The sequence below is a fragment of the Ruegeria sp. genome, assembly GCF_040830605.1.
Taxonomy (GTDB): Bacteria; Pseudomonadota; Alphaproteobacteria; order Rhodobacterales; family Rhodobacteraceae; genus Ruegeria.
In genome coordinates this window covers 66313-79434 of record NZ_JBFOMD010000002.1, presented here as the reverse complement: position 1 = coordinate 79434, position 13122 = coordinate 66313, and the positions used below count along the sequence as shown (strand labels likewise).

Below are 13122 nucleotides of genomic sequence, written 5' to 3'. Positions count from 1 at the left end.
CCTGCGGTTTCGTCAGGCCATGTGCAGCTTCACGTATTCGAAATCGCCCGGCTTGTTGTCGATGCCCACCTTGGGTGGCGCGATCCAACTGGCGTATTTGCCGGGCTCGAAGCAGGGCTGCATCAGCGACTGGATGAAATCCCCGTCGGCCTTGGTGGGCAGCCAGTCCTTGACCTTGGCCTCCCACTCTTCTTTCCGGAGGATATTGCCGTTCGGATCGACACTAACAGTGGCAAAAACGCCGATCTTGCGATGGAACCCCTCATGCGGCAGTTCCATCCGGTAGTCGACGCCGAGCTTTTCGATGATCTTGTTCCAGCGTCCGACACCGCCTGCCGCATCCTTAACGTAGTCATCGCGCAGCCGCATGTTGATGGCGGTCAGGGCGGGCACATCCTCGGCCACGATGCCGCCATCCTTGATGGTGCGGACGACATAGCTGTCGCCTTCAAGCTTGTGATCGTCCTTCAGCCGCAACTCCATGAACCGGCCCTTGATCCCGGCGTTGAAGGCGTTGGCCGCGTTGGTCGACACTTCTGAGCCGAACAGGTCCAGCGACAGGGTGTAATGCAGGTTCAGCTTTTTCTGGATCGTGGGCAGGTCGATCACCCCCAGATCGCGCACCTTGTCGATGTCATAAGGGTCGTCGATCCCGGCCTTGTTCATCGCTTCGCAAGTGGCCTGAATGGTGCGGCCCACGCCGGTTTCACCGACAAACATGTGGTGCGCCTCTTCGGTCAGCATGAAGCGGCAGGTGCGCGACAGCGGGTCGAACCCGGACTGCGCGAGGCTTTCAAGCTGCATCTTGCCGTCGCGGTCGGTGAAATAAGTGAACATGAAGAAGGACAGCCAATCCGGCGTTTCCTCGTTGAACGCGCCCAGCATGCGCGGCGCCTCCTCGGACCCGGATGAGCGGACCAACAGTTCATTCGCCTCTTCCCGCCCGTCGCGGCCGAAATACTTTTGCAGCAGATAGACCATGGCCCAGAGGTGCCGCCCCTCTTCGACATTCACCTGAAACAGGTTGCGCATGTCGTAAAGCGATGGCGCGGTGAGGCCCAGGAACCGCTGCTGTTCAACCGAGCCCGGTTCGGTATCGCCCTGAATAACGATCAGCCGCTTGAGCATGTTGCGGTACTCGCCCGGCACCTCCTGCCAGGCGGGTTCGCCGTAATGCTCACCACATGGGATACGCCGGTCCTCGACCTGCGGGGCCAGAAGCACGCCCCAGCGGTATTCCGGCATCTTCACATAGTCGAACTTGGCCCAGCCCTTGGGGTCGACCGAAACAGCCGTCCGCAGGTAAACCATGCTTTCCTGAAAGTTCTGCGGGATCAGGTCATTCCACCAGTTGATATAGCCCGGATGCCACTTCTCCAGCGCTTTCAGGACCTTTTTGTCCTGACTTAGACCCACATTGTTAGGGATCTGAGTGTCGTAGCTTACATTGATCAGGTCGAGCATCTCATTCCTTCCCCGCGGCTGATGGGGCGAAACCCCATCCTACCGCCTTACACACGTTCCATGTCGTATTTCCCGCGCACACCGCTGCCGTAGCGTTGCAACGCGCCCTCTTCGCCCATCGCGTTGGGGCGCTGAAAGATCCAGTTCTGCCAGGCGGTCAGGCGGCCAAAGATACGGGTTTCCATCGTCTCAGGGCCCACAAAGCGCAGGTTCGCCTCCATCCCCGTCATCGCGTCGGGCGAGAAACTGGCGCGCTCTTCGAGGAAGATGCGCACCTCATCCTCCCAGTCGATATCGTCAAAGGCATAGGTGATCAGCCCGAGCTCCTCGGCCTCATCCGCCTCGATGGCCTCGCCGATGTGGTCCCGCAGCTTGTCGGCCTCACCCGTATCCGCCCAGAACCGGGTGGCGAGGCGGCTCAGATCGTTGCTCATCGGATAGGCGCCGAAATTGGCCTCGCTCAGGGTGATGGCGGCGAGCGGGCGGTTGTCGCCCTCAAACTCCTCCAGCATCATATAGGACCGGTCCGCGGCCCAGAGCAGTTCAGCCAGAACGCCCGCGTAGCACGACCCATGCTCGACCAGCGCTACAAGACTGCGCGAGGTCATGTCGATACGTTTCAGCACCCGTTTCCAGTAGTGCAGGATCTCGTTCGCCAGCCAGTGATCGCGGTTGTCGAGCAGCAGTTTCTCATGGGCCAGCACGCGCCCGGGATCGCCCTGGGTGTGGAACACGATCAGCCCTGTTTCACGCTCGTTCAGGCGCAAATGCAGGATGGCGTCATCCAGTTCCCGCGCCAGTCGCAGCATCCAGCTGTCCGCGCCCTGTGCCTGCAAGGTTTCCGTATCCGCTGGGGCGTCTTCATCGGGGCCCTTGATAGTGACTGTCGCGCGACCGCCGTCGCGGTCGATCCCAACCTCTACGGTGGAATAGATGACGGACCCATCTTCGCCAAAGCTGCGGGTCAGGGGCGTCAATTCGATCCCTTGCAACTTCGAAGGCTTAGCCGAGGTATCGGCAAAGGCGCGGGCGCGCTCCTGCACCACCTCGTCGAATTTCGAATTGGGCGCGATCTCATCGACCAGCTTCCAGTCCACTGCGCGCTGGCCGCGTACACCTTCCTCGACCGAACAGAACACATCCGCCAGATCGCGCCGCACCTTGCGTTTGTCAGTGACCCGGGTCAGCCCACCAGTGCCGGGCAGCACGGCCAGTAAAGGCACCTCGGGCAGGGCCACCGAGGACGTACTGTCATTGGTCAGAATGATATGGTTGCAGGCGAGTGCCAGCTCATACCCGCCACCTGCGCAAGAGCCCTTGATGGCGGCGATGTATTTCTGGCCGGAATCCGCCTCGGCCGCCTCATAGGTATTGCGGGTCTCGTTGGTGAACTTGCAGAAATTCACCTTGTGCGCGTGGCTTGCGCCGCCAAGCATCCGGATATTGGCCCCGGCGCAAAACACCCGATCCTTGGCCGATTGCACCACCACCACCTTGACTTCGGGGTGCTCGAACCGCATCCGCTGGACCACATCCGCCAGCTCGATATCGACACCAAGGTCATAGGAGTTCAGCTTCAGCTCATAGCCCGGAAACAGCCCGCCCTTTTCCTCCACATCCATGAAGAGATTAGCGATCTCGCCATCATACTCGACCCGCCAGTGACGGTATTTCGAGGGGTCGGTCTGAAAGTCGATGCGTTGAGGCATTCCGGACTCCGCGGGTTGACGTTGAGAGGCATTTTAGTGCGCAACTACAGGGGCGGCAAGGCGGATTACGCAAAATAATGCACACACACTTTCGCTTTCTTTCAACATGTTGCAAACATTAATCAAAAATGTGCCATTCACATGGCGTCAAAGTATGCACTATGATGCACCATCGGCGAGTCGCCGTTCCAGAGCGCCCAACTGCGCCAACAAATCGCTCAGCGAAACGCTCATCACCTCATCCTCTGCCCCGCACGCAGCCAGACATTCCCGCGTCAGCTCGCACAGGCGCCTCGCAGCGCGTGGGCGCTGCATCCGCTCTTTGAGCCGGGCGTTGGCAAACTGGATCACCGCCCGCACAAGATGCCGCTCAGCCGAGTTCGGTGGCAGGCTCATCCAGACCGGTTCCCACGCTTCATGCGCCTCCCAGAAAAAGCCCTGATCGAAAAACACCCACCCGGCTTGCCAGGCATCGGAAGCGGCCAGTGCGCGGACGCTCATGCCGGGCTGGGCGGTGCCGCGGAGGGCATCGAAAGCATGATCGGGATGCCGGGGCGTTTGCCCGGGCGTGTAGGCGTGAGGAGGCAGAAGAACACCCATGGATTAGGCCGGGATGACCTCGGCGGCCTCGATCCGCTGCAGCCGGGCGCAATAGTCGGCCACCGCATCCAGCGTGGCCTCGGGCGCCTCAACATGCGGAGCATGCTGACAGTCGAGAATGACCGTATCGACCGGGCAATAGGTGCGGGTTTCGATCTCTTCAATCTGGGCGAGCGTGCCGTATTGATCGCCCCGCCCCTGAATGGTGAGAACCGGCACGCGCAGGTAGTCGATCACCTCGGCCACGTTCCAGTCTTTGAAACCGGGATCGAGCCAGACGTCGCTCCAGCCGCGAAAGGCGTTCTCGGGGTTACGGTGGTATCTGGCCAGCTTCTCCCGCATATCGGTGGTCTCGAAGGCGTCGCGCGCCCGTGCGATCTCGGCCAGCCCCATCTCTTCGGTGAAGAAATGCGGCGCCATCAGGATCAGGCCGCGTACCCGGTGATCCTCGACGCTACCCGCATAGATCGCCGCAATGGTGGCTCCGTCGGAATGGCCGAACAGGATGCAGCGCTCGATCCCGGCCTGAGCCAGAACATGCGGCAGCACATCCAGCGCCTCGCGGGTCTGGAAATCCAGCGGGCGGGGCAGGGTCGCGGAGTCGGACTGGCCATAGCCCTGCCGGGAATAGACCAGCACGCCCAGCCCGGTGCGGGCGGAGAGTTTTTCCGGAAAATCCCGCCAGAGCGCGACACAGCCCAGCCCCTCATGCAGCAACACGATCGTTGGGGCCTGTGAGGGCGGAGGGCCATGGCAGGCATATTCCAGTGCCACCTCGTTCACGTCGAGCGGGTGCACCGGGGTCAGACTCCAGTCGATCATTGCGCTCCCTCCCGCAGCTTGAAGCGCTGGATCTTGCCGGTGGCGGTCTTGGGCAGGTCTTCGACGAAATCGATCCAGCGCGGGTATTTCCACTTGCCGACCTTGTCCTTGACGAACTCTCTCAGTTCATCGGCCAGCCCGTCCGCCTCATCCTGTTTCAGCACGATATAGGCCCGGGGTTTTTCCAGCCCGTCGCCATCGCGGTTGGCGACCACCGCTGCCTCAAGCACCGCCGGGTGTGAGACCAGCGCCTGTTCGACCTCAAAGGGCGAGACCCAGATGCCCGAGACCTTGAACATGTCGTCCGTGCGCCCGCAATAGACATAGCGACCGTCTTCGGTCTGTTCGTATTTGTCGCCGGTACGGGTCCATTCGCCTTCGAACGTAGCGCGGCTTTTGTCGCGTTTGTTCCAATACCCATCCGCTGCCGAGGCGCCGCGCACCAGCATCTCACCCAAGCTGCCGGTATCCACATCGGCGCCGTGCTCATCGACCAGCCGCACCTCGTAACCCGGAACCGGGCGGCCCGAGGTGCCATAGGCCACATCGTCAGGCGCGTTCGAAAGGAAGATGTGCAGCATCTCGGTCGAGCCGACACCGTCCAGGATATCCACGCCCCACAATCGCTGCCACGACCGTCCGATCTCTTCCGGCAGCGCCTCGCCCGCCGAGATGCAGCGGCGCAGGGGCACATCCGGCACGCCCTGCTGTTCGAGTTGAGCAACGGTGGCGGCGTAGAGCGTCGGCACCCCGCAGAACACAGTGGGTTTTTCGGTGGCGATGATGTCGATGGCAGCGCCCGGAGTGGGCCTGCCGTTGAACAGGATCGCCTCGGCGCCGACCGACATGGGAAAGGTCATGGCGTTGCCGAGTCCATAGGCAAAGAACAGTTTGGCGGCAGAGAACACCACGTCGTCGGGCTGGATCTGCAACACCTGCGCGCCGTAGGTATCTGCGGTGGCCTTGAGACTACCGTGCACATGGCGCACGCCCTTGGGCTGCCCGGTGGAGCCCGAGGAATAGAGCCAGAAGGCCACGTCATCTTCTGAGGTGTCGACAGCCTCGGCGGGGGTCGCGTCGGTCATGAAGACGTCAAAGCTCTGCGTGCCGTCCGCGGCGCTGCCGATCACCACGATGCGGGTCAGATGCTGTGAGGCTTCGGCGGCGGGCTGCACTACCGGCCAGAGCTCTTCGGACACGAACAGGCAGGTGGCGCGGCTGTCGTTCAGGATCACCTCGTAGACCGGTGCGGCGAGCAGGGTGTTGATCGGCACCGGCACCACGCCCGCCTTGAGGCAGCCCCAGAAGATCTGCGGAAACTCGATCTGGTCCAGCACCAGCATGGCCGCGCGCGCCTCTCTTTGCACTCCGGCGCGGGTCAGGGCGTCGGCGACGCACGCAGAGGTTTCGGCAAGCTCGCGATAGGTCAGCACCCGTTTCCGCCCGGCGGCTTCGCGGAACGCACGCCGGTGGCCGCGTCCCTCGCCCACATGCCGGTCCACGAAATAATGCGCGGCGTTTCCGCTCATCCTGTCACCTCCCCGCGTGATTGGCCGGGGGCAGCGCGCAGGCGGCCCGAAGGCCATCCCGCGCGCGCCTCTCCCCTGCGGCGCACATAATGCATTTCAGGCTCATTTATGCAAGATATTGCTAATCACGAAAGCATTATCATGCAACTTACTGCATAAAACGGACCCTGAAGCGGAACCGGCAGGTCTCAGCCTGGCAGCAGGAACAGCGTAATGGCCGGAAAGGCGACAAGGATGATGACCCTGATGATGTCCGAGGCCACGAAGAACAGCACGGCCTTGTAGGTCTCGATCATGCGGGTCGAGCGGTCCATGGCGTTGATGATGAACAGGTTCATGCCAACCGGTGGTGTGATCAGCCCGACCTCGACCACAATCAGGACGAGGATGCCGAACCAGATGGCAACATGCTCGGCCTCGATGCGGTTGGCCATGCCGCGGGTGACGCGGATGCCCAGTTCCTTCATCTGCTCGCGGGTGAGTTCGGTGCCGGTGGCGATGGCCTCTTGGATCGAGGCCAGCATCTCGGCCCCCATGCCTTCGGGAACGCCGCTGTTCAGCACGTCCATCGCCGCCTCGGCCTGCATGGCGGTCAGTGAGATCAGGTTGAAATCCATCGCCGAGATCACCGGAAAGAAGATCGGGATGGTCAGCAGGATCATCGAAAGGCTGTCCATCAGGCAGCCAAAGATGAGGTAGAAACACAGGATCAGCGCCAGCACCACCCACGGCGAAAAGCCCTGGCTGACGACATAGTTCGATAGTTCCTGCGGTACCTGGGTCAGGGCGAGGAAGCCGTTGTAGAAACCGGCACCCAGCACGATGAAAAAGATCATCGCGGTTGAGCGCGCGGTGACGATGAAACTGTCCGCCAGCGTGGCGCGGGTCAGGCCGCCGTTGAAAAAGGCGATGACGCCAGTGCCGAACGCGCCCACCGCTGCGCCTTCGGTAGGGGTGAACCAGCCCAGATAGATTCCGCCCACCACAAGGCTGAAGACCAACAGCACCGGCCAGACCTGCAGCAGCGCGGCGAAGCGTTCCGCGTAAGGTACCGGGGGCCGCGTGCCGGCGCTTTCGGGATAGAGGCGGACATAGATCGAGATCGCGATGACATAACCCACCGCCGCCAGAATGCCGGGGATGAAGGCGGCGAGGAACAATTTGGCGATGTTCTGCTCGGTCAGGATCGCGTAGATCACCAGCACAACCGAGGGCGGGATCAGGATACCGAGCGTGCCGCCCGCCGCCAGTGTCGCGGTCGAAAACCCGCCTGCATATCCGTATTGCTTCAGTTCGGGCAGTGCCACACGGCCCATGGTGGCCGCAGTCGCCAGTGAGGAGCCGCATATCGCCCCGAACCCGGCGCAGGCCCCGATCGAGGCCATGGCCACGCCGCCACGTTTGTGGCCCAGCCAGCCCTCTGCGGCCTTGAACAGCGCGTTCGACATGCCGCCCAGCGTCGCGAAATGCCCCATCAAAAGGAACATCGGCACGATGGTCAGCGAATAGCTGGAAAAGGTCGTATAAGTCTCGTTCTTGAGCCGCGCAAAGGCGACCTGCGTGCCGTCCGTCACCCATACGAGGCCGACAAGCCCGACAAGGAACATCGCCAGCCCGATAGGCACCCTCAGAAAGATCAGGGCCATCAGGGCGGGAAAGGACGCAATCCCGATCTCAAGCGCGGTCAATGGCCTGCCTCCATGCCGTCCCAAACCAGGATGCGGCCAGTAAAGAACTCATAGATTCGGACCCCGGCCATGTAGAGGCCCACGACGGCCGCCGCGAGCGAGGCCACAAAGCTTAGCGCGTAGGCCCACCAGATGGGGAATTGCAGCAGAAAGGTGGTCTCGCCGTATTGCCGCTTGCTGATCATGCCATCGAACAGCTTCCATGCGATCAGGATGAGGACGGCGGCAAAGACGATCTCGATCACCATGCGCAGGAAGCGGTTCACGCCCTTGGGAAAGCTGTTGGTCAGGATATCGACCGAGGCATGCCCGGCAGTGATCTGACAGAGCGGCAGAAAGCAGAAGATGGCAAAGGCCACCCCGGCCTCGACCAGTTCAAAGTCACCGTTGACCGGCCCGACGCCCATGCTGATGGCCCAGCGGGAAAAGCCGGGGGCTATACTCTCCATGAAGTCGCTGTGAAAGACCCCGTTCAGCAGGCGGCCCAGAATGGACACGCAAGTCAGCAGGATCAGGGCGCTCAGGACGATCCCGCCGATGATGGCCAGCGTTCTGGCCAACCCCATCATCAGTTTATGCATCGGTCCTCAATCCGTTCCCCGGGGTCTTTATTGGGGTCATGGCAGAGGCCCGCCATGACCCGGTGCAGTTATTGCGAGTATTCCTCGATCAGTGCGCGTGCCTCTTCCAGAAGGGCCTGACCGTCCTTGCCCTTGGCGTTCATGTCGGCGACCCACTCGTCGTAGATCGGCTGCGCCAGCGCGCGCCATTCCTCGACACCTGCTTCGTCGATGGTGATGATGTTGTTGCCCAGATCCTCGGCCACCACGCGGGCCGGGCCGTCGGCATCGGCCTGCGTGCCACCGGCAAAGACCGAGAATTCCAGCCCCGAATTGTCATCGACCACCTTTTTCAGGTCGTCCGGCAGGCTGTCATACTTGGCCTTGTTCATCGCCAGCACGAAAGTCAGCGTGTAAAGCGCGCGGCCTTCGAACTCGGTATGGTTCTCGACCAACTCGGGTACTTTCAGCGCCGTCGTCACCTCCCACGGGATGGTGGTGCCGTCGATGACACCCTTAGACAGGCCCTCGGGCACCGCCGGCACCGGCATGCCGACCGGGGTCGCGCCTAGCTTGGTCAGCAGCGCGTTGACCGAGCGCGAGCCGCCGCGGATCTTCATGCCCTGCAGGTCCTGGGGGCTTTCCACCGGGTCGGCGGTATGGATCATGCCAGGGCCGTGCACCCAGGTGCCAAGGATGTGGACGTCCTTGAACTCATCATCCTTCATGTGTTTTTCGAACATCTCCCAATAGGCGCGGCTGACCGCGCGGGCGTCGGTCATCATGAAGGGCAGTTCGAACACCTCGGTGCTGGGAAAACGTCCCGGCGTATAGCCCACCACGGTCCAGACCACATCGGCCACGCCGTCGATGGCCTGATCGATCAGTTCCGGTGGCTTGCCGCCCAGCTGCATCGAGGGGTAGCGCTCGACCTTGATCCGCCCATCCGAGTCCTTTTCCACATTGTCCGCCCAGACATCCAGCACCAGCTTCGGCACATTGGCCTGCGCCGGCAGGAACTGGTGGAGTTTCAGCGTGACCTCCTGCGCCAGCGCCGATCCGGCGCTAAACCCCGTGGCCAGCGCGGCAACCGCCGCGCCGCCGATCACGCCCAGAAGCGTTCTGCGATAGGTCATGTCATCCTCCCTTTGACCCCTCATTTCCGGCAATATAATGCCAATTGCATGCAGCTTTGCAATATATTGCTCATATCTTCGTGTCAGGCGCCCACCCGGCCCTCCAACCCGGTGCTGCCATACAGCCATTCGACCGCATCGTACCATTGCGCGGGGGTTCTGGCGCTCATGATCGCGTTCCTGAGCGCCGCATGGGCCCCGTCGGGATGATAGATATGGTCTCCGATCTCCCGAGACTGCAACTGAACCCGTGCGGTACGCAAGCGGCGTTTTTCCTGAAAGGTCCGAAGGATAGTCTCGATGTCGCCGCTGTCGCGGAACAAATCTGACAGGCAGACCGCATCCTCCATCGCCATGCAGGCGCCTTGGGCGAAATATTGCAGCATCGGATGGGCCGCATCCCCCAGCAGCGCCACCCGCCCATCGATCCAGCGCATCACCGGGTCGCGGTCGCAGAGCACCCAGAGCTTCCAGTCCTTGCCCTTGTCGATCAACTGCCGGGCGACGGGGCTGACATGTTCGAACCCGCGACGCACCTCGTCATGGCCAACGGGCTGGCCAGCCACCGGTTCGGGCGCGTCGTTGTGATAGGTCACTACGAGGTTGAAGCTTTTCCAGCCTGACAGTGGATAGTGCACGATATGGCATTTCGGTCCGGCCCAGAGGGTGGCGGCGTTCCAGCGCAAGTCCTCGGGCATATCCTCGACCGGGATCACCGAGCGGTAGGTTGTATGGCCCGAGACGCGCGGCGGATCATCGTTCAGCATCTGCCTGCGCACCCGCGACCAGAGCCCATCCGCGCCGATCAGCGCGGCACCATCGACCCGCGAGCCATCCTGCAGGATCACGGTGACCTGTGTGCCGTCCTGCGCGTAGTTGTGAACTGCGCTGTTGGTGCGCAGGTCTATCAGCGGGTGGTCGCGGCAGGCTTTCAGAAAGATCCCATGCAGCTCGCCTCGATGCACCACCGCATAAGGGTTGCCCATGCGCGTGCGGAAGGCGTCGCCCAGCGGGATACGAGTGATTTCTTCACCGCTCAGCGCATCCATCAGACGCAGGTTGTCGATATAAACAGCCATCCCCCGCGCGGCATCGCCGACACCCAGATAGTCAAAGGCATGAAAGGCGTTGGGGCCCAGCTGGATGCCTGCTCCGATCTCTCCGAACTCAGCCGCCTTCTCCAACACCAGCACCTGCTGTCCTTGTCGGGCAAGACCAATGGCGGTGGCGAGACCTCCGATCCCGCCGCCCGCGATCAGGATGCGGTCGGCGCTCATGGGTTACTCGGGCGCCGTCAGGGTCAGCTGGATGGGGTCGAGCCCCTCGACCGCGCCGGTGATGACATCGCTCGGTTCCACCGGACCAACTCCGGCGGGCGTGCCGGTCATAATCAGATCGCCGGGGCGCAGGTGGTAGAAGCCGGACAGGTGGCTGACGATCTCGTCGATTTTCCAGATCAGCTCCGACAGCGTCGCGTCCTGTTTGACCTCACCACTCACCTCCAGATGAATGCGCTTGTCGTCTTCGGGCGACCAATCCCCGGCCTTGGTCAACGGAGCAAAGACGGCGGCGTTTTCGACGTCCTTGCCCAGGTCCCAGGGGCGCTGCTTGTTGCGCTCGCGAATCTGCAGATCGCGCCGAGTCATGTCCAGCGCGCAGCCATAAGCGTAAACGGCCCCCCACGCTTCGTCCCGGCTGGCCTTGAACACCGGCTTGCCGATGGCCAGCGCCAGTTCCATCTCATAGTGGAAGTTCTCCGTGCCGGGCGGATAAGGCACCTCGGCCCCGGTCAGTATCGCGTTGGCGGCGGATTTGGTGAAGTAGAACGGCGCCTCACGATCCACCTCGTGCCCCATCTCGGCGGCATGGGCGGCATAGTTCCGGCCCACGCAGAAGATCCGGCTGATGGGATAGGTCGCGTCCTCGCCCCTGACCGGAATGCCGGGGATCGGGGGGAGGGTGAACAGGCTGTCGCTCATCGCGGGCGCTCCTCGTAATAGCCCAGCTTGTCCTGCAGTGGGCGGTCGTGAATGCGGATCAGAAAAGCCTCTGTGCCCGCGCTGTGAGAAATGTCCGCAAAGACCGGCGCCGTGAACGTGTCCTTCGGCCCCCATTGGATCACCTTGCCGTTTACAACTGTCTCACCCTCGCCCCGCACCACGTGGAAGGCAAAAGAGGACGAACGCAATGGTGGTGCGTGGGTCTGCCCAGCTTGCAGCATCATCGCGGTAAAGCCCAGCGCGGGCAGCACATCCTCGCCGGTTTCCGGGTTGATGTAATCCAGCTCAGCCACACCCTCACCATAGATCGTCACCTGGCGCAACGCGGCTTCTGTCCGGGTCCATGGATAGCGCAACATCGGATAGCGGCGGGGGCGCTGACCGGGCCGTCGGGTGGGCGCGAGACCCGCCGCCCGGTATTCGACCTGACTTGCGTCGGGACGGTTGCGCTGCGCCTGCAGCTCACCCTCGATGGCATAAGAGCCTTCGAGATACACAAACAGCGGCAGGTCCAGCGCATCGAGCCAGATGACCGGTTCATCCCCGTCATGGCCGTGATCGTGCCACTCGCCGCACGGGGTCAGAACCAGATCGCCCTCTTCCATCGGCAGCCGCTCACCATCGACCACGGTATAGCCGCCCGTCCCTTCGACAACAATCCGCACGGCGGATGGCGTATGACGATGAGCAGGCGCGCTTTCGCCCGGCAAGAGCAACTGTATCCCCAGATAGATGGTCGAGGTCGTCTGCATCGCCCCGACCCCGCGACCCGGGTCCGACAGCACCAGAACCCGGCGTTCGGCCTTTTCCACCGGCGTCAGCTCACCTGCACGCAGCAGCAGCGGGCGGAGCGCGCCATAGGTCCAATGGCCGGGCCGCGTCACTGGCTGCGGCGCGCCGTGCGGCAGCACGTTTCGCATCATCGGCCAGAGCGGTGCCACCCCGGCGCGGTCCATTTCGTCGCGATAATCCTGCGGCAAGTCCTCCAGCGTTCCGAGTTCTTCGCTCATGCCCCCTCCCAAACACTCCCTCCGGTTTGACCATCTTAGGTGCCGAAACCGCTTAGGCAAGCAGGGGAAAACACTGCGAGACAGCGGGTTAGAGAATCGGTTCCCCGCAAGGGAAAAATTCCCTTCGGCCTCATTGCAGGCGGTACGCGCTGCTTTCCGCCGACAACCAAAGATTGTATCGGCGCGTTTTTGCGCAGTATTCGTGGCAAATGCCCCTTTCACAATTTGATACTTGCGTTAACCGGCCTGCTGCTCGCCAAATGGCATCGGGGGCGCGTCCGCATTCACGGTATTCGGGTTGCCTCGGCATTTGATGGGGCTGCACAACGTGACACGTGGGATAATCATATCTCAGTCAGAACAACGTCGTTTTTCCGGCCAGGGCGGAAAGCGCCCTTCAGTTTTGCGTGCTGCGGCAGGCACCTCATCCGGCCCTCGAGTTGGCCCGGGGCTCAATCGCACTAGAGTAATCAGGTGTGGGTGTGGCAAAAAAAGTGCTACGGATCGTCGTCACAAGCGAACCGATGCGTCACGTCCCGACAATCGCAAGTTCCCCGTCCGTGTATCCCGTTCACCGAGGTTGGGACGCGGGCAAGAAAACCTA

General features: G+C 62.2%; 11 protein-coding genes. All 11 read right to left on the bottom strand.

The genetic code is table 11. The features are described 5' to 3' along the window. Positions 1–12: 12 nt before the first annotated feature. Positions 13–1464 (bottom strand): benzoyl-CoA 2,3-epoxidase subunit BoxB, encoded by a 1452-nt coding sequence (boxB, locus tag AB3N21_RS03990; RefSeq protein WP_367933988.1) that lies wholly within the window; start codon positions 1462–1464, stop codon positions 13–15. Between the two features lie 47 nt (positions 1465–1511). Further along, positions 1512–3173, bottom strand: a complete 1662-nt coding sequence (boxC, locus tag AB3N21_RS03985) for a 2,3-epoxybenzoyl-CoA dihydrolase (RefSeq protein ID WP_367933987.1) — start codon at positions 3171–3173, stop codon at positions 1512–1514. A gap of 159 nt (positions 3174–3332) precedes the next feature. Continuing rightward, positions 3333–3674: a DUF309 domain-containing protein gene (locus tag AB3N21_RS03980; protein WP_367933986.1), complete on the bottom strand. Its 342-nt coding sequence runs from the start codon at positions 3672–3674 to the stop codon at positions 3333–3335. 102 nt (positions 3675–3776) lie between these two features. After that, on the bottom strand, positions 3777–4595 hold the full coding sequence (locus tag AB3N21_RS03975; RefSeq protein ID WP_367933985.1) for an alpha/beta fold hydrolase: 819 nt from the start codon (positions 4593–4595) through the stop codon (positions 3777–3779). Then, complete coding sequence (locus AB3N21_RS03970) at positions 4592–6124, bottom strand: benzoate-CoA ligase family protein (protein ID WP_367933984.1); 1533 nt, start codon at positions 6122–6124, stop codon at positions 4592–4594. The genes AB3N21_RS03975 and AB3N21_RS03970 overlap by 4 nt, the downstream gene beginning before the upstream one ends. A gap of 188 nt (positions 6125–6312) precedes the next feature. Further along, the gene (locus tag AB3N21_RS03965; RefSeq protein ID WP_367933983.1) at positions 6313–7812 is read right to left on the bottom strand and encodes a TRAP transporter large permease; all 1500 of its coding nucleotides are present in this window, start codon (positions 7810–7812) and stop codon (positions 6313–6315) included. Continuing rightward, positions 7809–8393: a TRAP transporter small permease gene (locus AB3N21_RS03960; RefSeq protein WP_367933982.1), complete on the bottom strand. Its 585-nt coding sequence runs from the start codon at positions 8391–8393 to the stop codon at positions 7809–7811. The genes AB3N21_RS03965 and AB3N21_RS03960 overlap by 4 nt, the downstream gene beginning before the upstream one ends. 68 nt (positions 8394–8461) lie before the next feature. Further along, positions 8462–9508 (bottom strand): TRAP transporter substrate-binding protein, encoded by a 1047-nt coding sequence (locus AB3N21_RS03955; RefSeq protein WP_367933981.1) that lies wholly within the window; start codon positions 9506–9508, stop codon positions 8462–8464. Positions 9509–9591: 83 nt separating this feature from the next. Further along, positions 9592–10785, bottom strand: a complete 1194-nt coding sequence (locus AB3N21_RS03950; protein ID WP_367933980.1) for a 3-hydroxybenzoate 6-monooxygenase — start codon at positions 10783–10785, stop codon at positions 9592–9594. Between the two features lie 3 nt (positions 10786–10788). Beyond that, entirely contained in the window at positions 10789–11487 is a 699-nt protein-coding gene (locus AB3N21_RS03945; protein ID WP_367933979.1) for a fumarylacetoacetate hydrolase family protein, read from the bottom strand. Then, positions 11484–12518, bottom strand: coding sequence for a cupin domain-containing protein (locus AB3N21_RS03940; RefSeq protein WP_367933978.1), 1035 nt, complete (start codon positions 12516–12518; stop codon positions 11484–11486). The genes AB3N21_RS03945 and AB3N21_RS03940 overlap by 4 nt, the downstream gene beginning before the upstream one ends. Positions 12519–13122: the final 604 nt, after the last annotated feature.

Coding starts and splice junctions, on each gene's coding strand:
- AB3N21_RS03955 (WP_367933981.1), bottom strand. CDS start 9,508: ATGACCTATCGCAGAACGCTTCTGGGCGTGATCGGCGGCGCGGCGGTT.
- boxC (WP_367933987.1), bottom strand. CDS start 3,173: ATGCCTCAACGCATCGACTTTCAGACCGACCCCTCGAAATACCGTCAC.
- AB3N21_RS03960 (WP_367933982.1), bottom strand. CDS start 8,393: ATGCATAAACTGATGATGGGGTTGGCCAGAACGCTGGCCATCATCGGC.
- AB3N21_RS03975 (WP_367933985.1), bottom strand. CDS start 4,595: ATGATCGACTGGAGTCTGACCCCGGTGCACCCGCTCGACGTGAACGAG.
- AB3N21_RS03970 (WP_367933984.1), bottom strand. CDS start 6,124: ATGAGCGGAAACGCCGCGCATTATTTCGTGGACCGGCATGTGGGCGAG.
- AB3N21_RS03940 (WP_367933978.1), bottom strand. CDS start 12,518: ATGAGCGAAGAACTCGGAACGCTGGAGGACTTGCCGCAGGATTATCGC.
- boxB (WP_367933988.1), bottom strand. CDS start 1,464: ATGCTCGACCTGATCAATGTAAGCTACGACACTCAGATCCCTAACAAT.
- AB3N21_RS03980 (WP_367933986.1), bottom strand. CDS start 3,674: ATGAGCGTCCGCGCACTGGCCGCTTCCGATGCCTGGCAAGCCGGGTGG.
- AB3N21_RS03945 (WP_367933979.1), bottom strand. CDS start 11,487: ATGAGCGACAGCCTGTTCACCCTCCCCCCGATCCCCGGCATTCCGGTC.
- AB3N21_RS03950 (WP_367933980.1), bottom strand. CDS start 10,785: ATGAGCGCCGACCGCATCCTGATCGCGGGCGGCGGGATCGGAGGTCTC.